Source organism: Sanguibacter suaedae, from assembly GCF_016342785.1.
Taxonomy (GTDB): domain Bacteria; phylum Actinomycetota; class Actinomycetes; order Actinomycetales; family Cellulomonadaceae; genus Sanguibacter; species Sanguibacter suaedae.
In genome coordinates, this window is sequence record NZ_JAEINH010000012.1 from 66,768 (window position 1) to 86,567 (window position 19,800).

Sequence of the window (19,800 nt, forward strand, 5' to 3'; positions counted from 1 at the left end):
CGTCGGGCCGGGTGTCATGAGCCCCCGACGGCCACCGGGGTGCTCGTGCCCACGGCACTGTCGCCCTTGTTGCTCAGCGCCCTGACCTCGGCGACGTAGGAGCCCGGCCCGGGAACCTTCCATGTGACCGGCGAGGTGCTCGACCACTGGGAGTAGGCAACCTGCCCTTCGTCGGCACCGGTCGTCGGATTCACGCGATATATGTCGTACATGTAGCCGGTGATGGTGGACCCGTTCGCGGCAGGCGGTGTCCACGTGATGGTCAGCTCCAGCGGCGCGACGCTGGTGCCGACGGGAGCGGGCGCGGACGGCGCCGCTGTCCGGTCGGGGCTTCCCGCACCGGTCCCGGCACGCCCGGCCCCGGCACCGGTGACCGCCCGGACCTCGACGCTCACGGAGTCGACCCCGCCGGGGACGTCGATCTCCGTGAGCGAGGTCGACGTGGTGTCCCTCCACCCTCCGCCGGTCGAGAGCCGGTACTCGTAGCGCACGAGCGCGGACCCGCCGTTCGCGGTCCCCGCCGAGAGATCGCTCCACGACGCGTTCACCCGGTCGAACTGCCCGGGCGTCGGCACGACGCTCACCGTCGGCGCAGCCGGCAACGTCACCGGCGTGACGCTCCCGATGGTCGTCGTCGGACCGCAGGCACCGCGCGTGTTGCACGCTCGCACCGAGTAGGTGGCGGTCTGCACCCCGCCTGGCCTCCCGGTGTGCGTGAAGGACGTTCCGGCGGTCCGGGCGATCTCGGTACCACCCGCGAGGATCACGTACTCCTGGACGAGGACGCCGCGTCCGCCCGTGGACTCCGGGGCGGACCAGGAGAGCGTCACCTGGCCGTTGCTGTGGTCGTGCCCGACGCCGGCCTGGATGCTCGGGGTGCGTGGTGCCGTGGGCTCGGCGAAGGTCGACGTCGTCGTGGTCCCGGCGGGGCCGGTGCCCCGCTTGTTGGTGGCCGCGACGGAGATCGTGTACTCGACGCCGTTGACGGCGTTGGCGAAGTTCCATCCGGTGACGTCCCCGCCCACGGTGAACGGCGCGGGCGCCCCGTCCCCGGTGATGCTCACCGAGTACGACCTGATGGGGTCGCCGTTGGTCGAGGGCGCCGTCCACGTGATGTTGATCTGCCCGCCGAGCTGGGTCGCCACGCGGCTGGCACTGACCGCGGGGGCACCGGGGAGACCGGCCGGCACCTTGGCCTCGGACCACGCGCTCCAGGTCCCGCCCTCGGGCGGGGTCGCCCGGTTGTGGGCACGGACGCGTGCCTCGTAGGCGGTGCCGTTGGTCAGACCCGTGAACGTCACGGACGTCCCGCCGGTGGAGCGTGTCGACCCGTCGGACAGCTCGATCGTGTACTGGGTGACAGGCGTCCCGCTGTTCGCCGGGGCGGACCACGTCACGGTGACCTCCCCGTCGCCGTCCGCGAGGACGGGCGGTCCCGGCACGTCGGGGACGGCGTCGGGCACGGCGCGCGAGCTCGTCGAGGACTCCGCGGACCAGCCCACCGCGTTCTGCGCGGCCACCGTGAACGTGTACTCCGTGCCGTTGGTCAGCCCGGTGACGGTGCACGTCGTCGACGCGCACGTCGTCGTCTGCCCGCCCGGCGACCGGGTGAGCCGGTAGCCGGTGATGGGTGCGCCGTTGTTGTCGGGCGCGTCCCAGGACAGGACGATGGTCTGGCTCGTGACGTCGCCGACCCGGGGCGCGGCGGGCGCGTCCGGGCGGTCGCGGACCTTCACCTGGATGCGGCCCTCGACCTCGCGCAGCGGGTCGTTCGTCACGTCGCGCACCCGGTAGCGGACCACCATGTCCCCGACGAACCCGTCGGCGGGGCGGACCACGACGGTGCCGCCGGACACGGAGGCCGTGCCGGAACCCGGGGTCTCCACTGTCGCGCCCTGCAGGGTCAGCGGCTCGCCGGGGAACGGGTTGAGCTGGACGTCGCCGATAACGTTCACCCGGGTCTCCTGCCCGGCCGCACCGTCGAGGGTGTAGCTGCTTACCCGGGTGAGGTTGCGGGAGCTCGCGACGACCTGGAAGGTCACCCGGACGGGCAGGGTGCCGGAGCGCCCGTACCCGAGGGTGAGGTCGGCGGAACCCTGAGTTCCACGTGGAACGTCCGCAGCGGCGGAGACGCTGAGCGTGGTGCCGTCGAGGTTCACCACGAAGCCCGGTGTGGGCGTGCCTGCCGAGAGGAACGTGTACGACTGGCTGCCGTCAGCCCCCTCGGGGCCCTCGGTGAACGCGAGGAGGTCGATCGTCTTCGCCGCGTCGCCCTGGGGGACCTCGATGGTGCCCGGTGAGAACGTCGGTGGGTAGTCGTCCTCCGTGTACACCGTGATGGGCAGCGTGAGGGTCGCGCGACGCCCCGCGGGATCCGTCCGGCTCGTGCCGTCCGTCACCTCGAACGTCACCGAGGCGGGCCCGGCGTAGCCGGCGGCGGACACGAAGCGCAGCGTCGTCTCGTCCACCACGAGCTCCGTGCCGTCGGACCGGGTGGCGCTCACGCGCGCGCTGTCGGTGATGCGGGCCGTCTTGCCGGTGCCGACCTGGACGAACTCCGCGATCGGGATCTCCAGCTCGGCGCCCGACGCCACGCGCAGGGCCCGCGCCTTGGGTCGCAGCACGGGCGGGAAGTCGCCCACGGCCGGCACGGTGATGAACGCGTACGAGCTCACCCCGTCGGCTGCCGGGAGCGTGTTGCTCAGGAGGTACGGGACGGTGCGGGCCTCGGAGCCGAGCGTCACGAGGACACGCCCGGCGGCCGTGACCTGCGCGACGCCGGTGTGCGACGACGGGATGGACACCTCGAGGTCGCTCAGCGGGCCCGAGGGGTTCTCGGCGACCTGGAAGACGTCGACCTCGACGCTCGTCTTGCCCACCACCTCGAGGGGCGCGACCGTGATGTCGCTCGCGACCGGCGGGAGGATCACCGCGTCCTCGACGACGTACACCGTGAGGACCGCGCTCGCCCTCCCCCCGCGCTCGTTGGACACCGCGTACGGGATGACGATGGGATCGGTGGGCTCGTCGGGTGCTTGGACGACGATGCGGCGACCCTCGACGCGTGCGTCGATGCCCGGCGGGACCTCGATGGTGGGCTCGAGGAACAGCTCGCCCCCGGACGGGTCCACGTCGTTGCGCAGCACCCGCACCTCGACGAGCTGCCCCGGCTGCACGGTCACCTCGTCGTGGCGGGCGACGATGGGCAGGGGGTCCGTCGGGCGCGGCGCGATCCCCACGCGCACGGTGGCGACGGCGCGCTGCCCGACCCAGTCCTCCACGGCGTAGGTGAACGTGTCGGTGCCCGACTCCCCCGGGAACGCCTCGTACTCGATCCAGCTGGCGCCCACGGCGACGATGCGGCCCTTGGTCGGGGCCGTGTCACCCTGCCCGAGGAGGATGACGCCGTCGCCGTCACGGTCGATCCCGGTGAGCGGCACCGTGACACGCACGACCTCACCCGCGAAGGTGCGTGCCGTGAGGTCCTTGGGGCGCGGGGGCGCCTTCGTGTCGGGCGACGACTCGTGGACCGTGACGACGAGCCGCGCCGAGCCCTCGTTCTTGGCGGTGTCGCGCACGCTGAACGTCGCCGTGGCCGTGGTGGGCGACGACGGTGCCTGGTACCGGAGCTCGTTGCCGGACACGAAGAGCAGGCCCTGGCCCGACGCGAGCGGCTCGGCGAGCTCCGGGACGAGCTCGAGGTCGTCCCCGTCGGCGTCGTACGCGTAGTCGAGGGCGGGGATCGTCACGACACCACCGGTGCGGACCGTGACCTCGATGTCCTGGACCACGGGCGCGTGCTGCTCCGCGGACGGCGGCACCGGCTGCACGAGGATCTCCCCGCGCGCCTCCGCCACCCCGTTGGAGATGACGTACGTGATGGTCTCCGGCGCGTCGAGCGTCCGCAGGGCGCTGATGCGCACGAACCGGTGCTCGACGATGGCGATCTGCAGCGCGGACTCCGGGGCGGCCGTCGCGGACGTCAGGACGAGCACTCCCCCGTTCGGGTCGACGTCGTTGCGCAGGGGCGCGACCGTGACCTCACCACCGGCCGGGAGCAGCGCGACGTCGCGGACGGCGACGGGCGGCAGCGGCTGCGCCGGCCACTCCTTGACGTCGATGCGTGCGACGCCCGACGCCTGCTGCGGTGAGGCGACCACGGTGAACGTCACGTAGTACGTGCCGGGGGTCGGCGCGGTGAACGTGAAGCTCCCGTCGTCGAGGCTCGGGACGATCGTCGTCCCGGCGAGCTCCTCGACGGACGCCAGACGCGCCGGCTCGCGCGACGCGGTGCGCACCGACGCGAGGACGTCGACGTCGACCTCCGTGCCCACGTACGTCTCGGCGTGGACGGGGTCGATGACGGGCGGCAGGGACCCGACGGACCGCACGTCGACGTAGAGCTCGCCGACGATCGTCGCCGTCCCGTCGCTCACCGACAGCTGGACCACCTGGCGACCCAGCTCGTCGCCGTCGGCGACGAAGGTGAGGATGCCGTCGCGGCGGGCCCGCACCGTCCCGGTGCCGTCCGTCGTGGCGCCCACGAGGATGAGGTCGTCCCCGTCGGGGTCGACGAAGTTCGCGAGCACCTCCTGCTCGATCGTGGCGCCCTGCTCCACCTCGACCGCCGCCGTGCGCACCTGGACGGGGTCTGAGTTGGCGTCCGCGGGGATCGCGGAGAGCTGCACCGTCGCCGTCGACGGCGGGTTCTGGCCGCGGCCGTCCGTGATCGTGTAGGTGAACTCCACGGTGCCCTGGGCGTCGGGGAGCACGACCACCTGGAGGGCGCGCCCCCCGTAGATCCGCTCGAGGTACCCGAACGTCTCGGGGATCGGGTCGTGCTCGCTGATGGCGATGATGCCGCAGTCGCCGGCGGTGTCGTTGTTGAGCACCTGGATGACCGACGTCCGGCCCGGGCGGACCCCGAGGACGTCGTCGACGGCGCCCGGCACCACCGACTGGTCCGTGCACTGGGTGAGGAGCTGCTGGGCCGTCTGGACGTCGTCGGACTGCTCCTCGCGGTCGTCGGGCTCCTGCTCCTCCTCGACGTCCTGCCAGTTGGGCTCCTGCGCCTTGGGCAGGTCCTCCGGGAGCCACAGGCGTCCCTGGGCCGTGTCGTTGAGGATCACGACGGTCCGGTTGACCCGGAACACGAGCGTCTGTGCGGCGGTCATGCTCTCGAGGTCCTCGACCTCGGGCTCGCCGTCACCGCACCGCGTGACGTAGTTGGCGGTCGGGGCCGCCCACGCACCGTAGGCGCAGTCCCCCACCCGGACAGGCTTGGCGGGCACGCCCGTGTCGCCCGGCTCGGTGACCTCGACGGCCCCGTCGTCGAGGTCCACCTCGAGGAACGCCGTGGGGGTCGCCGCGAGGACGACGTCCGCGCCACGCGACGAGTGCTGGAGCACGACGTCCGCCCCGTGCTCGGACAGGTCCGTGGACCAGCCAGGACCGTGGAGGGTGGTGCCCGAGCGCACGACGAGGACCTCGCCCACCGCGGCCACCTCGTCGGCCCGCTCGCCGACGGCGGTGTCGTACGTGGCGACGACCTCCGGGGCGGCGCCCTCGCCGTCGACGCCCGTCACGGAGCCGTCGGCGGGGTCGAACGCGAGGACCGTGCCGTCCGTGGTCACCGCCGACGCGGCCCCGTCTGCCAGGTCCAGGTCACCCGGGGTCTCGGCATCGATGGTCGTGAGGGCCGACGTCCCCCGCACCCACACGCTGCCGTCCTGACCGGTGATCGCCAGGACCCCGGCGGCCATGGCCACCTGCGACCCGCCCGGCACCTCCGCCTGGGCGGCGAGCGTCACCGACGCCGGGTCGACGACGGACACCTTGCCGGGCTCGGTGAGCACCACGTCCTGGGCGTCCTGCAGGACGTCGAACGCCGGGTCGCCCGCCACGAGGCCGGCGTTGAGCTCCTTGACCTCCGCGTTGTAGCGGCCCAGCTTGAGGCCCTGCGAGTTGGTCACCCAGACCGCGCCGTCGTTGAGCTCCACCTCGGCGATCTTCACGCCGGGGTTGATGATCGCGAGCACCGCGAGCACGGCAGGGATGGTGATCCCGGCGACGATCGCGGTCGGGGACCTGCGCGCCTCGTCGTCCGGGCGCGGGGCACGACGGAACGGTGACCTCACGCGCTGCACCCCTGCGTCGGGGTGGTCGACGCCCGGCCGTCGGTGCGCACCACCGACACCTCGATGCACACGCGGCTCTCCCCCTCGGGCACCTCGACGGTCACCGACCGGTCCTCGATGCGCTCGGCCCGCGACGTCTGGCCCACGCCGGCGAGCTGCCAGAGGTACGCGTCGCCCTCCTGCTCGTCCGGGTTGCTCCAGCTGAACGTCACGCTGTCGCCCTCGGTGACGCTCCGCAGGTTCGCGGGCGCGGGAACCGTCGCCCCGCCCACGAGAGTCGGCGTCTCGCTGGGTTCCACGGTGGCCTGCGGGTTGGTCTGGGCCTCGCGCCCCCACGTCTGGAACGCGACGAACCCGAGGGCTGCGACGACGAGGACCGCGCTGGCCGCGGCGACAGCACGACGCACAGGGGAGGGGGCGCGACGTCCTTCCGCTGGCCGCGGCTGGGACGAGTCGTAGTGGCGCGCGCGGAGCTCGCTGGGTGTCGGCGAGAACGACGTGGTCACCGGGGAGGGCTGCATCCCCGGGACCCCGTACCCGGGCGCCGGGGGCGTGCCCTCGAGGACCGCGGGGGTGAGGCTGAGGCGGGAGTCGAGCGTCGGCGCGGCCCCGACGACGGGCCCAGGTGCGGCGCTCTCGACGGGGGCGCGGTCCTCCTGCGCGCTGATCGTGGTGATCGGACGCAGGCGGGTGGCCTGGTCGTCGACGCCGAGCGCGTCGTCGGTGCGGGCGGCGGGTGGGCCGTCGACGAGGGTCGCCGCCGGGGGCAGCGGTGCGGCGACGGTGCCCGGTCCGGGGCCGCCGTGCGGGTCGATCGAGACGATGGGCCGCAGCCGGGTGGCCTGGTCCGACCCGGGGGCCGCCGTCCCGTCGTCGACCACGTCCTGCGCGCCCGGGGCTCCCCAACGGGCGCCGGGGTCGCCGCCCGGCTCGCGGACGGGCTCCGGGAGGTGGTCCTCGGACAGGTCGATGCTCGTCACGGGCAGCTGCATGGAGCGTTCGACCTGCTGGAGGGCGTGGGCGAGCGCGAGCGCGCTGACGAACCGCCGGTCGGGGTCCTTGGTCATGGCGCGCGCGACGACCGCGTTCAGCCCGGCGGGGACGTCCTCCCGGTCGATGGGCGGCAGAGGGCTGCGCTCGATGCGGGACAGCAGCTCGGCGGGGCTGTTGCCGCGGCCGGGGATCTCGAACGGGGACCGTCCCGCGAGGAGCGTGTACAGGGTGGCACCGAGGGAGTAGACGTCGCCACGGACGTCGCCCTCGGGGTTCTCCGCGAGGAGCTCCGGTGCGGACCACGGGATGGACATGCCGGTCGCCACGGCACCCGAGCCGAGGGTCGACGCGATCCCGAAGTCGGTGAGCGCCGGCCACCCGAAGTCCGTCGCGAGGATGTTCGCGGGCTTGATGTCGCGGTGGAGGATCCCCAGGCGGTGGGCGGCCTCCACGGCCGAGCCCACCCGGATGCCGGTGCGCAGCACCTCGGCGACCGTGAAGCGCTCCGTGCGGTAGCGGGCGCCGAGGCTCGGGCGGGAGCAGTACTCCATGACGAGGAAGGGGCGCCCGTCGGCGGCGATGTCCGCGTGGTAGATCGTGACGATCGAGGGATGGTGGGAGAGCTGGGCCATGACGTTCGCCTCGGCGAAGAACGCCTCTCGGGCGTCCTGGTCGAGGGAGCCGCTGAGCAGCACCTTGACGGCCACGGAGCGGCGGGGCAGCTCCTGGCGGTACTCGAAGACGTCGGCGAACCCACCCATGCCGAGCAGGCGGACGTACTGGTACCCGGGGATCTTGGGCGGGAGGGACGGCTGGCGACGGGAGCTCACGCGTCACGCTCCAGCGTGAACGTCACACCGTCGCCGAGGTCCACGAGGGCGCCGTCGGCGATCGGCGTGGGCTCTCCCGCGCGCAGGCGCCGCGGCGTCTGCCCGGGCTCGGTGAGGAGCATGCCGTTGGTGGAGTTGAGGTCGGTGACGAGGACCTCGTCGCCCTCGGTGCGGACCTGGGCGTGGGTGCGGGAGATGTCCTGGTTGGGGCTGGCGACGGTGACGAGCCGCGGCAGGTCCCGCGCGGACACGCGGGACACGACGGGCGCACGGCCGATGAGCGCCGCCCGGTCGAGGGGCACCACGAGGCCCGAGGACATGCGGATGCGGTGCACCGGCGGGGGTGGGGGCACGGAGAACGCCTCGGGGACGAAGTCCTCCTGCCACGTGGGCATCTGCTTGCGGATCTCCACGAGGCTCGTCGACAGGACCGTGTTGGCGTACATGTCGTCGTCGACGGGCGGTGCGGGAGGTGGTGGCGGGGCGGTCCGGGACGCGCCCGACGTCACGGGGCCGGCGTGCGTCGCGGAGACCGCGGAGGGGAACACCGGCCCGTTCCCGGGTCGCACCGGCACCGGCCCGGTGACGCGCGCCGGTGCGGCGACCGGGACGGGTGCCGAGGGCACCTCGGGGGCGGGTGACGGGTCGACGACGGGCACGGGCTCGGAGTCCGGCACGACCGTCATCTCGGACGTCGGCGGCGAGTCGAACGACCGCAGGGCCCTGCGCGCGACCGGCTCGTCCTTCGCGGGGGCGTGCTCGGGTGCGTGCGGGGCGGGCGTCGCGGCCGTGCCGGTCTCGCGGGTGCGGGTCGCGGGGGTGCCGCTCGCGGGCGTGCCCAGCGCGTCGAAGGTCGTGGTGTCGGCACCGTCGGGGTCGCGGTGCTCGACCTCCACGGGCTGCCCGCCGTGCGCACCGTCGCGCAGGGTCACGTCGACGCCGGACGCCTGGACGACGGCCGCGAGGGCCGCGAGGTGGACGGTGCGTCCGCGGGGCGCCTGGTCGGTGGGGACGGCGACGGTGAGCGCGGTGGCGTCGGGCACGTTGATCTCGGCCCACGTGGCGACGTGGGTGGCGCTGTGCTCGTGGGTGCCGTCGGCGTCGGTGACGACGAGTCGCACGCTGCCGCGGAGGAATCCGCGGACGTGTCCCTCGACGACGGAGACGAGGGCGAAGGGTGGCAGCCCGACGAGGCCGCCGCGGGCGAGGACGGTGAGGCAGTGCGTGAGGTCGGGGCTCTCGCGGAGGGCGTCCCACACCTCGCCGAGCCTGGCCTCGTCGACGGTGGGTGGGAGCAGCGCGACGGCGCCGTCGGTGATGACGGCGTACCAGTCTCCGGGGGTGTAGGTGGGGACGATCACGAGGTGACCGTCCGGGGGCGTGGCTGGGTGACGCCGTGCATGTGCTCGTCCCACTCGACGACGGCGGGGGTGCTGTCGTCGGCGTCGAGGTCGTGGGTCTCGAGGTTGTGGGTCTCGTCGGCGGTGGTGAGGCCGTGCCAGATGGTCGCGACGTCGACGACGACCACGGTGACGTTGTCGCGCCCGCCGGCCTCGACGGCGGCGTCGACGAGGGCCTCAGCGGCTTCCTGGGCGTCGGTGATCATGCTGAGGGCGACGAGGATCTTGTCGTCGTCGATCTCGTCGGTGAGGCCGTCGGAGCAGATGAGGAGCCGGTCCTGGGGGGCGGCGGGGATCATCCAGTAGTCGGGCTCCGTCACGGAGTCGGTGGCGAGGGCCCGGGTCACGACGTGTCGCTCGGCGTGGGTGGCGACGTCCTTGGCGTCGAGGCGGCCTGCGTCGACGAGCTCCTGGACGACGGAGTGGTCGACGGTGACCCGGTCGAGGGCGCCGTCGACCAGGCGGTACACCCGGGAGTCGCCGATGTTGAAGACGAGCCAGTAGGCGGCGTCGTCGTGCATGGCGATGGCGGCGCCGGCGACGGTGGTGCCGCCGCTGCGCCCGCCGAGGCGGTCGCGCAGGCGGGAGGCGGCGCGGCTGAAGCACTCGTGGACGTCCTCGAGGGACACGAACCCGCGGCCCACGAGGAGGGAGAACTCCTCGACGACGAGCCGGCTGGCGACGTCGCCGGCGTCGTGGCCGCCCATGCCGTCGGCGACAAGGAAGATCGGCGGGTACGCGAGGAGGGCGTCCTCGTTGAAGGTGCGGATGCGGCCGGTGTCCGTGGCGGAGCCCCAGGTGGTGTGCATCGCGGGTCAGCCCTGTCCGTCGTGCTCGGGGACGAGCGTGAAGTCGCCGAAGGTCACGACCGCGCCGGGCGGGACGCGCACGGTCTGGCCCGGCCCGCAGAGGATCTGCTGACCGTCGGGGAGGGTCACCATGGTGCCGTTGGTGGAGTGGCGGTCCACGACGAACGGTCCGGCGGCGTCCATGCCCACGAGCAGGTGGGTCTTGGAGACGGACAGCCGCGGGTCGGTGAGGGTCACGAGGTCGGTGACGACCTCGTCGTCGTCGGGCCGCGGGTTGCGACCGAGGAGCGTCATGCCGCGCAGCGGGACCTCGCGGCCGTCCGAGAGGCGCAGGACGACGCGGTGCCCGGCCGAGGCGCGCGGGCGGGGCTCACCGTCGGGCTGGCTCACGGTTCCCCCTTCGTCGCTCGGACGCGCCCCACTGACAGGCACAGTTACGCGGAAGAATACCTTGCCCGGAGCGCCCAGAATCGCGCCTGCGCGGTGCGTCGCGATGGTGCGCCACGGGGGCCCTCGCTTCGCCCTTTTCGTCCCTCCGGGACGCGGGTCCGCAGACCTCTCATACCTCGCACGGACGCGCCGATGTTCCGTCGTCGGAGTCGGTCCGGCCATCGTGCCGGACTCTCCGCCCGCGAGCGCTCCCCGACAGGATCCGGCACTTCCGTCCCGCACATCAGGAGCTCGCATGACCACGACCACCACCCGGACCGGCCCCGGCGGCCGCCGGATCCTCACCGCGGCGCTCACCGCCGCCCTCACGCTGTCGGGCGTCGGGATCCTCGGGGTCGGAGGCGCGGCCGCCGCCACCGCGGTGCCCTCGTCGGACGGGACCACCCTCACGTGGACGTGCGACGACCCCCTGGAGATGAACCACGCCTGGGTCCTCGGCTCGAGCTCCTACTGGATCTCGGCGACCCCGTCGACCGCGGGTCGCGGCGGGAGCCTGCCGCTCGCCGCGCCCTTCGCGCTCGCCGTGGGCGACCTGCCGACCGGGACGTACGAGATGTCGTACGACTGCCACTACGTTCCGGGGTGGGACCCCGAGGGCGGTTCGCACACCACGCACCACCGCGCGACCTTCGAGCACGTCTCCACCGCGGTGGACCCGGAGCCCGCCCCGGCCCCGGTGCTCACCGTCATGGTCCCGCTCCACGTCCCGGCCGACACGCCGTTCCCGGTGAGCGCGTCCATCACGGGTGAGCGCGACGTCCCCGAGGGCGACGTGCAGTTCATCGCCCACCGCCCCGACGGGCTGTTCGCGTCCCTCAACACGACCCTCGTCGGCGGTCAGGTATCCGCGACCTTCCCCGGGCTCCCCGCCGGACAGTGGTTCTTCCTCGCCCACTACTCCGGGTCCTCGGAGCAAGGGATCTACCCGCAGGCGGACTCCCCGGAGGTCCCCATCCAGGCGGTGGCCCCCGTCGTCCCCGTGCCGCCGACCACCCCTCCGGTCCCGACGGAACCCACCCCTGTGCCGGCCCCGGTCCCCGTGCAGCCGGAGGTGCCGGCGTCGGTCACCACCCCGGTCGCGTCCCCCGGGACCCTCGTGGTCGGCCTTCCCGACGGCCCCCGGCCGTCGACCCTGCGCGTGCTGCGGGGCGACACCGTCCTCGCCACCGTCGCCGTCCCCCCGTCCGGACCGGTCACCGTGCCGCTGCCCGTGCTCGAGCCCGGCACCCACGAGCTCGTCCTCGTCACGGACGCCACCCCCGAGCTCCTCGAGTCCCGGAGCCCTGTCACCGTCACCGTGGCGGGCGTCCCGTCACGTACGGAGGCGAGCCCGTCAGGCGTCCTCGCCGCCCCCACCACCGTCGCCCCCGGTGACGCCGTCCCGCTCACCGCGGACGGCTTCGAGGCCGGCGAGACCATCGCCTTCCACCTGTACCCCGGTGAGAAGTTCCTCGGGACGGCCGTCGCCGACGCCGACGGGCACGCCGTGCTCACCATGACGGCCCCCGAGCCGAGCGGGACGTCCTCGGCCTCCGCGACGCTGGGCGCCGACGCCGTGAGCGCCTTCGCGGAGGAGCTCACCGTCATCGCGACCGGAGGCTCGTCGGGACGGTGGGCCCGGAGCGTCGTCACCCTCGCCGCGCCGGCAGCCCCTGCCCCGCCGACCGCACCGACGACTCCCCCGGCACCGACGGTCCCGGCGCCCGCCGACCCGCCGACGGCCCCCGCGCCGTCGACCCCGCCCACGGCCCCGGTGCCGTCGACCCCGGTAGCGGCTCCCGTGCCGGTCCCCGCCCCTGCACCCGGCGCAGCACCCGTCGCCACGACGGACCGTTCGGAGCTCGCCCGCACCGGCAGCGAGGTCGCGCCGTTCGTGCTGCTGCAGGGAGCGCTGCTGCTCGTCGCAGCCGGCGCGCTCCTCGCCCGCAGGCGCCGCACCGCGGCCTGACCGCTCCACGGCCCCACCCCACGGAAGACCCGGCTCGCACGAGCGGCCGGGTCTTCCGTGCGTCCGCCGGAGAGGCGCAGGACGACGCGGTGCCCCGCTGACAGGCACGGCTCCTTCGCCACCCCGCCCCCCGCACGGCACTATTCCGTTGACCCGGACGAGCGGGCGCGAGGACACTCCACGCATGCCGTGGAGCCTGCACCCAATGCCCGTCCCGACCTCGCTCGATGCCCCCGACGCGTGGGCCATGCACGGCAGTGCTCGCATCGAGGCCGCGGAGGAGACAGCCCTGCGAGGGCATCCCGACCTCGCCTTCACCGCACGGTTCCTCCTCGCCCAGGCCCACGCCCAGACGTACGTGCGCACGGTCTCGCTCGTCGCGACACCCGACCCCCTGCCTGCTGTCCCCCGCCCGGACGACGCGCTCGGGGTCGTCCGGGTGCGCCTCGCCGAGGAAGGCGCGCCCGCGGAGATCACCGTGCACGTCGACCCGGCCCACCGGGGGCGGGGGATCGCCGAGGCTCTCCTGTCCGCCGGGGAGCGCGTCGCGGCCGACGACGGCAGGACCGTCGTCATCACGGAGAGCTCGCACACCGCGGAGCCCGACGCCGCATCGCCCCACGCGCTGGCGCCCTCCACCGGGAGCGGACTCGTCGACCGACGCGACGAGGGCGCGAGGATCGCGCTGGCTGCCGGGTACTCCTTCGAGCAGGGCGTGCGGTACAGCGTCCTCGACCTGCCGCTCGAGGACCCGGCACGGCTGGACGCCCTCCACGCGGACGCGGTCGCCCGCGCCGGCGGGTACGAGGTGGTCACGTGGGCGGGGCCGTGCCCCGAGGAGTGGGTCCACCAGCGTGCGGTCCTCGCCACGCGCATGTCGACGGCCATCCCGACGGGCGGGCTCGAGCTCGCCGAGGAGTCGTGGGACGCCGACCGGGTGCGCGACAGCGACCGCGTCCGCGCGGCCAGCGGGCGTTCCGCCCTCACCTCCGCCGCGCTCCACGTGGCGTCGGGCGAGCTCGTCGCCTACACCGAGCTGAGCCTTCCCGACGACGGCGAGGCCGCGTTCCAGAACGACACGCTCGTGCTCGACGAGCACCGCGGCCACCGGCTCGGCATGCTCCTCAAGACCGTGAACCTGCGCGAGCTCGCCCGCACCCGCCCCTCGACTCGACGTGTCCACACGTGGAACGCCGAGGAGAACGCGCACATGCTCGCGATCAACGTCGCCCTCGGGTTCCGCCCCGCCGGGGTCCTGGCCCTCTGGCAGAAGCGCCTCGGGCGGCACTGAGCACGACCCGTCGGGCGTCGCGTCCGTGGGCGCTCAGCCGTCGAGGACGCGCGTCGCGAAGCGCAGGTGCTCGGCGTCCTGGAAGGGGCCGCCGTTCTCGTGCCCGTTGTACGGGTAGACGACCATGTCCTTGGGACCCGCGTAGTGGTTGTACGCCGCGTACACCGTCGACGGCGGGCAGACGGTGTCCATGAGACCCACGGAGAAGAGGCCGGGGACGGTGACGCGCGCCGCGAGGTTCACGGCGTCGAAGTACGACAGCGTCTCGAACGTCTGCTCGACGAGGTCACGGTGCGTGTGGAAGTACTGCACGAGCTCGGCATAGGGGTGCGCGTCGGTGATCTCGCTCGCCCGGCGCACGTTCGACAGGAACGGGACGTCGACGATCGCGCCGCGCAACGCCGGTTCCCCGGAGAGCTCGGTGAGCGCCGCCGCGGCGAGGCTCGTCGCGCCGCCCTGGGAGCCGCCGCTCACCATGACACGGTCGGCGTCCACCGCGTCGTGCCGGCGGGCGACCCGCACGGCCCGCTGCGCGTCCGTGAACAGGCGCCGGTAGAAGTACGTGTCCGGGTGACCGACGCCCTGCGTGAGGAACCCGGCAGCGCTCGCACCCGTCGACCCGGAGTCACCCGTGTCACCGATCTGGTGGCCGCTGCCCTGCCCACGGTTGTCCATGACGAGGTGCGCACGCCCCGCGACCGCGTGGAGGACGTGCTCGTGGCGCAGCCCGCGCCCCCCGCCGTACCCGATGAACGACACGACCGTCGGCAGCGGGCCCTCGCGGTGCGCCGGGCGGTGCAACCACCCCTTGACGGGTTGACCACCGAACCCGGTGAACGTGACGTCCTCCGTGATCACCTCCGTGAGGCCCGTCTCCACCCGGTCGACACGGACCTCGAGCGGGTGCTCGGCGTCCTGCTCGGCGAGGGTGCGCATCCAGAAGGCGTCGAGGTCGGGCGGCTCCTGCCGGTCCGGCAGGTAGCCGACGAGCTCGGTGAGCGGGAGGTCGAACTGGGCCATGATGCTGTCCTTCCGGTGTGCGGGTCGCGGGTCAGAGGGCCGTCGCGGGTCAGAGGGCCCAGGTGTCCAGGCGACCGCACATGCCGAAGCGCGCCGGGGCCGGGCGGACGTCGGCCGACGCGGTGCGCGCCACGGACAGGTGCGGTGCGAGGCCGTGCGCCAACGACGCGAGTGCACGGTCCGTGGCACGGGTCTGCGCGGCGACCGTCGCCTCCCAGGTGGACCGCCACCCCGGGACGCGGTCCCGGACGAGGTGCGCGGCGGCCGCGTACAGCTCCTCCATCGCGTCGCCGGGGCCCACGTCGTCGACGCGCACCCGGAGCGCCGCGAAACCCTCGAGGGCGAGGTCACGGCGGGCACGTGCGGCCCGGGCGACGGGGCCGTCGGCACCCGCGTCGGACAGCACCTCGACGGGCGGGAGCGCGGCCGCCCGCCCGTACCGCTCCGGGTCGCGCAGCACGTCGAGGGGGAACGTCATGACGGCGTCGCCCGCCTCGGGCAGACCCGCGTTGGACATGACGACGAGGATCTCGAGACCGCCGTCGTTGAGGAGGCGGTGCACCACGCCGGGCTCGAACCACAGGAGGGCACCCGCCTCCAGGCGGTGCTCGACGAACCCGTCCGGGCCCAGCGTCTGCACGGCGCCCGAGCCCGCGAGCACCACGTACCCCTCGGCCGACGCCGTGTGCAGGTGCGGGGTGCCACCCCCCACGAGACCGGCCCCGTCGGGCGTCGGCCAGTCGTACACGCGCAGGCGCGAGACCGACGTGCCCCCGGGGAACGGGACCGTCATGCCGGCGTCGACCCGCCCCGGGCGGCGACCTCGCCGAGCCGCGCACGGCCCGCGCCCGCGAGCGCCTCGCCGCGCACCGGGTCGGCGCCGCCGTCGGACACCACGACCGCGTAGCGGAAGGTCAGGGTCTCGCCGGGCGCGAAGGGGATCTCCTCGCTGAAGAACGGCGCCGCGCACACGCACGCGAACCACTCGTTGCGGGCGAACCACTCCGGGTCCTGCCCCGGCGACGACGGGCCGCGAGGGTTCTCGGGGTCGTCGACCATGACGATCGTCGAGTCGCGGGCCGTCTCGTCGTGCGTGCCCGTGAAGCCCATCCACGGGGCGCGCTGCCCGCGGATCTCCTCGCCGCCCGCGAAGTCGGGGGCGAGGATGGTGCCGCCCGTGAAGGAGCGGGGGCCGCGCCAGAAGAGCCCGCCGTAGCCCGCGTTCTCGCGGCCGTTGGTCGTCGGGCTGCCGATGGGCAGGTCCGCGCCGGACACGTTCGTGAGGGTCGACGTGAACGTCAGGACCCAGGAGCCCGGCTCGTCCGCGAGGCCCACCGTGAACGAGCGGGACTCGTCGACGACGCGCTCGCCCGCCTGCGTCACCCACGCGAGCGCCTCCGTGACGTCCACGCGGTCACCTGCCCCGTTCTCCGCCGAGCCTTCCTCCCCCGGTCCCACCAGAGCGGTGAAGTCCTCGTGGACCATCGACCCGTCGTTGTCGAGCTGCACGTACCCCTCGCCCGCCACGAACGTGGGCCCACCCCAGAAGTTGTGCGGCCCCACGTTGGGCAGCGACCACGCGATGCCCTTGTGCCACACGTGGTCGTGCGGTCGGAAGAGGCTCACGAGGTCGCCCGTGACCGTCCGTACCGGGTGGAAGTACGGGCGCGGCGACTCGAGCTGGACGTCCGTGGGGCGGTACACGTACCGGACGAGCTCGACGTCCGGGTCCGTGCCGGTGCCGGTGAGCACCACCCCGAGGGCCGTGCCGTCGTCGGTGAGCGTCAGGCGGGTCATGAGATCTCCTCGGTGGTGGACGGGGTGGTGGGGGCGATGTGGGCTGGCGGCGCGCCGTGCGGGGAACCAGCCCACGGCGCGCCGGTGCCGTCCATGGACGCCGCGAAGGGGTGCCCCGGGCCGATCTCGCCGCGTCGCACGGGGGCACGGGTGAACGCCGACGCGTAGGTCGCGGCGACGAGCTCCATCGTGGCGCGTGCGTCCCGGGCGGTCACCGGGGGCGCCTCGCCCGCGTCGAGCGCGTCGAGGACGGCGCGGACCTGCGACGAGTGGCTCGACGGCGCGGCGTCCGGGTCCGGCACCCAGCGCGCAGCGACGTCCTCGTGGCCCGGCGCCGGGGTGACGGTCCAGTGCTCGTCCGTGTACCCGTAGAGGTGCTCGAGCTCGACGGTCGCGTGCTGCATGTCGAAGCGCAACGCCGACGTCTGCCGCGGCGACACCACCGAGCTCACGACCGTGGCGAGCACCCCGTCCGCGAACCGCACGAGCGCCATCGACACGTCCTCCGTGTCCGTGTCCCGGTCCTGGCGGCCGGCCATCGCGGTGACCTCCTCCCACGGGCCGAGCACGGACAGCAGCAGGTCGAGCTGGTGGATGCCGTGACCCATCGTCGGCCCACCGCCCTCGGTGTCCCACCGGCCGCGCCAGGGCGCCGCGAAGTACTCGGCGTCGCGGAACCAGAGCGTGCTGCACTGCGCGACGAGCGGCCGGCCCAGTGGCGCGTCGGGTGCCGCGAGGAGGTCGCGCAGACGCTGCGCGCCCGCACCGAAGCGGTGCTGGAAGACGACGCTCACGTGCGCCCCGGTCTCGTCCTCGAGGGCGATGAGGTCGTCCAGCTCGTCGAGGGACAGGGTGGGTGGCTTCTCCAGGAGGACGTCGACGCCCGCGCGGAGCACCTGCGCGGCGAGAGCCGCGTGCGACGTGGGCGGGGTGCACACGTGGACGAGGTGCAGGCCCGCAGGGTCCGCGAGGACGGCGGCGAGGTCCGTGGAGGGCTCGACGGTCGCACCGTCGGTCGACCACGTACGCGCGAAGTCCTCGGCGCGCCCGGCGTCGACGTCGACCGCCCATGCGAGACGCACACGGTCACCCGAGTCGGCGAGGGCCTGCGCGTGGGCGTGCGCGATGCCGCCGGTGCCGACGATCGCGGCGCGGTACGTGGGGGCGCCGGGTGGCGTCCGGCCCACGTGGTCCGCGCGGTCTGCCGGTGTGGGGGTGGTCGCTGGTGTCACGGGCTGCCTCCGGGGTGCGTCGGCGGTGGTCGCTGGACGCCGCGTCCCGGGCGGGCATCGGGGTCGATGCGCGAGCCGAGGGTCAACGGCGGTGTTGAATCGATCCAACACTAGCGGGAAACGCTTCCCGCGCAAGCCTCCGGCGCACCTCCGGGCGAGTTTCGACGAATGTTCCTCAAATCGTTTCGACACCCGGGGGTCGTCGTCTACGCTGCTGTCATCCCCATCGTCCGCAGCAGTCTCGCAACGGAGTGAGTACAACGATGAAGAACGAGTCGACCGGCACCGCCGCCGGCGCCACCGCCCTCGAGGCGACCGTCACCCTGCACCCCGACTTCCAGGTCGGCCCCATCGACCGCCGCCTCTTCGGGTCCTTCGTGGAGCACCTCGGGCGCGCCGTCTACACGGGCATCTACGAGCCCGGCCACCCGACGTCCGACGAGCACGGCTTCCGCCGCGACGTCGCGGACCTCACCCACGAGCTCGGCGTGAGCATGATCCGCTACCCCGGCGGCAACTTCGTCTCCAACTACGTGTGGGAGGACGGCGTCGGCCCCAAGGAGGACCGCAAGCCGTTCATCGACCTCGCCTGGCGCACCATCGAGCCCAACGAGGTCGGCACGGACGAGTTCCTCCAGTGGGCCGAGCGCGAGGGCATCGAGCCCATGATGGCCGTGAACCTCGGCACCCGCGGCGTCGCCGCAGCAGCCGCCCTCGTCGAGTACTGCAACGGCGAGGCCGGCTCGCAGTGGGCCGACATGCGCATCGCGAACGGCCGCGAGAAGCCCTACGGCGTCAAGCTCTGGTGCCTGGGCAACGAGATGGACGGCCCGTGGCAGATCGGCCACAAGGACGCCCACGAGTACGGCAAGCTCGCCGCCGAGGCCGGCAAGGCCATGAAGCTCGTCGACCCGAGCATCGAGCTCGTCGCCTGCGGGTCGTCGTCCATGTACATGGACACCTTCGGCGAGTGGGAGCGCACCGTCCTGTCGTACACGTACGACATCGTCGACCACATCTCCATGCACGCGTACTACGAGGAGAAGAACGGCGACCGCGCGAGCTTCCTCGGTTCCGCGACCGCCATGGACCGCTTCATCGAGCGTGTCGTCGCGTCGGCCGACGCGATCGGCGCCCAGAAGCGCTCCGACAAGAAGATCACCATCTCCTTCGACGAGTGGAACGTCTGGTACCTCGAGACGCGGTTCGTCGGAGAGAAGAACCTCCCCCTCCAGCGGGACGCCCCGCGCATCATCGAGGACGTCTACTCGGCGCTCGACGCCGTCGTCGTCGGCGACCTCCTCGTGACGCTCCTCAACCACGCCGACCGGGTGCCCGTCGCGGCGCTCGCGCAGCTCGTCAACGTCATCGCCCCGATCATGACGGAGCCGGGCGGCGAGGCCTGGCGCCAGACGACGTTCCACCCGTTCGCGCACACCGCCCGCCTCGCCCAGGGGTCCGTGCTCGACCTGCGCGTCGACGTCCCCACCATGACCACGACCGCGCACGGCGACGTCCCCGTCGTCACCGCCGCGGCCACGTGGGGCGGGGCGTCGGCCGAGGGCACGGGTGACGTTGCGCTGTTCCTCGTGAACCGGTCCGCGGAGCCCGCCACCGTGACGATCAAGCACCCAGGCGTGCGCCTCGACCTCGCCGGCGGGATCGAGCTCCTCGCCGACCACGTCGGCATGCGCGAGGGCAAGGCCGCCGCGGAGGAGGTCGGGGTCGTCGAGCGCGACGCTCCCGGGTCCGCGGAGGGCACCGTGACCATCACGCTCGCCCCCGAGTCGTGGAGCGCCTGGCACGGCACCGCCACCCGCGCCTGAGCCACCCGACCCAGCCCCACCCAGCCCGGCTCAGCCCAACCCAGCCCGGCTCAGCCCAACCCAGCCC

Annotated in this window: 12 protein-coding genes; 3 read left to right on the forward strand and 9 right to left on the reverse strand. The window is 73.6% G+C overall.

Annotated features, from left to right (window positions below; all coding sequences use genetic code 11):
- Positions 1–14: 14 nt before the first annotated feature.
- The 5 genes from JAV76_RS13105 to JAV76_RS13125 are packed head-to-tail and all read right to left on the reverse strand — an operon-like array spanning position 15 to position 10,559.
- The gene (locus JAV76_RS13105) at positions 15–6,137 is read right to left on the reverse strand and encodes an Ig-like domain-containing protein (RefSeq protein WP_198734517.1); all 6,123 of its coding nucleotides are present in this window, start codon (positions 6,135–6,137) and stop codon (positions 15–17) included.
- Positions 6,134–7,960 (reverse strand): serine/threonine-protein kinase, encoded by a 1,827-nt coding sequence (locus tag JAV76_RS13110; protein ID WP_198734518.1) that lies wholly within the window; start codon positions 7,958–7,960, stop codon positions 6,134–6,136. Before JAV76_RS13110 ends, JAV76_RS13105 begins: the two co-directional genes overlap by 4 nt.
- Entirely contained in the window at positions 7,957–9,321 is a 1,365-nt protein-coding gene (locus JAV76_RS15290; protein ID WP_198734519.1) for an FHA domain-containing protein, read from the reverse strand. The genes JAV76_RS13110 and JAV76_RS15290 overlap by 4 nt, the downstream gene beginning before the upstream one ends.
- Positions 9,318–10,169, reverse strand: coding sequence for a PP2C family protein-serine/threonine phosphatase (locus tag JAV76_RS13120; protein WP_198734520.1), 852 nt, complete (start codon positions 10,167–10,169; stop codon positions 9,318–9,320). The genes JAV76_RS15290 and JAV76_RS13120 overlap by 4 nt, the downstream gene beginning before the upstream one ends.
- Positions 10,170–10,175: 6 nt before the next feature.
- Entirely contained in the window at positions 10,176–10,559 is a 384-nt protein-coding gene (locus JAV76_RS13125) for an FHA domain-containing protein (protein ID WP_307844230.1), read from the reverse strand.
- A 295-nt stretch (positions 10,560–10,854) separates the two neighbouring features.
- Here JAV76_RS13125 and JAV76_RS13130 point away from each other — a divergent pair, with 295 nt between their 5' ends.
- Both JAV76_RS13130 and JAV76_RS13135 read left to right on the forward strand, forming a co-directional pair.
- Entirely contained in the window at positions 10,855–12,567 is a 1,713-nt protein-coding gene (locus tag JAV76_RS13130) for an LAVTG motif-containing sortase-dependent surface protein (RefSeq protein ID WP_198734521.1), read from the forward strand.
- A 205-nt stretch (positions 12,568–12,772) separates the two neighbouring features.
- Complete coding sequence (locus JAV76_RS13135; RefSeq protein WP_198734522.1) at positions 12,773–13,858, forward strand: GNAT family N-acetyltransferase; 1,086 nt, start codon at positions 12,773–12,775, stop codon at positions 13,856–13,858.
- A 33-nt stretch (positions 13,859–13,891) separates the two neighbouring features.
- On the opposite strand, the gene JAV76_RS13140 is transcribed toward JAV76_RS13135, so the two are convergent.
- From JAV76_RS13140 to JAV76_RS13155, 4 genes are read right to left on the reverse strand one after another with little or no spacing between them, the layout of a single operon-like run.
- Positions 13,892–14,878, reverse strand: coding sequence for an acetylxylan esterase (locus JAV76_RS13140; RefSeq protein WP_198734523.1), 987 nt, complete (start codon positions 14,876–14,878; stop codon positions 13,892–13,894).
- A 49-nt stretch (positions 14,879–14,927) separates the two neighbouring features.
- Positions 14,928–15,671 carry a cupin domain-containing protein gene (locus JAV76_RS13145; protein ID WP_198734524.1) on the reverse strand — a complete coding sequence of 248 codons (744 nt, stop codon included), beginning with the start codon at positions 15,669–15,671 and terminating at the stop codon, positions 14,928–14,930.
- On the reverse strand, positions 15,668–16,675 hold the full coding sequence (locus JAV76_RS13150) for a DUF6807 domain-containing protein (protein WP_198734525.1): 1,008 nt from the start codon (positions 16,673–16,675) through the stop codon (positions 15,668–15,670). Before JAV76_RS13150 ends, JAV76_RS13145 begins: the two co-directional genes overlap by 4 nt.
- On the reverse strand, positions 16,672–17,907 hold the full coding sequence (locus tag JAV76_RS13155) for a Gfo/Idh/MocA family protein (RefSeq protein WP_307844231.1): 1,236 nt from the start codon (positions 17,905–17,907) through the stop codon (positions 16,672–16,674). Before JAV76_RS13155 ends, JAV76_RS13150 begins: the two co-directional genes overlap by 4 nt.
- 263 nt (positions 17,908–18,170) lie before the next feature.
- Between JAV76_RS13155 and arfA the strand changes: the two genes are divergently transcribed.
- A complete protein-coding gene (arfA, locus tag JAV76_RS13160) occupies positions 18,171–19,733 on the forward strand; it encodes an arabinosylfuranosidase ArfA (RefSeq protein WP_198734526.1) in 1,563 nt (520 codons plus the stop codon).
- The last annotated feature ends 67 nt before the right edge of the window (positions 19,734–19,800 follow it).

What these genes read in the sequence shown, in the direction of transcription:
- JAV76_RS13120 (WP_198734520.1), bottom strand. Translation starts at nt 10,169, where the DNA reads ATGCACACCACCTGGGGCTCCGCCACGGACACCGGCCGCATCCGCACC.
- JAV76_RS13130 (WP_198734521.1), top strand. Translation starts at nt 10,855, where the DNA reads ATGACCACGACCACCACCCGGACCGGCCCCGGCGGCCGCCGGATCCTC.
- JAV76_RS13135 (WP_198734522.1), top strand. Translation starts at nt 12,773, where the DNA reads ATGCCCGTCCCGACCTCGCTCGATGCCCCCGACGCGTGGGCCATGCAC.
- JAV76_RS13140 (WP_198734523.1), bottom strand. Translation starts at nt 14,878, where the DNA reads ATGGCCCAGTTCGACCTCCCGCTCACCGAGCTCGTCGGCTACCTGCCG.
- JAV76_RS13145 (WP_198734524.1), bottom strand. Translation starts at nt 15,671, where the DNA reads ATGACGGTCCCGTTCCCCGGGGGCACGTCGGTCTCGCGCCTGCGCGTG.
- JAV76_RS13150 (WP_198734525.1), bottom strand. Translation starts at nt 16,675, where the DNA reads ATGACCCGCCTGACGCTCACCGACGACGGCACGGCCCTCGGGGTGGTG.
- arfA (WP_198734526.1), top strand. Translation starts at nt 18,171, where the DNA reads ATGAAGAACGAGTCGACCGGCACCGCCGCCGGCGCCACCGCCCTCGAG.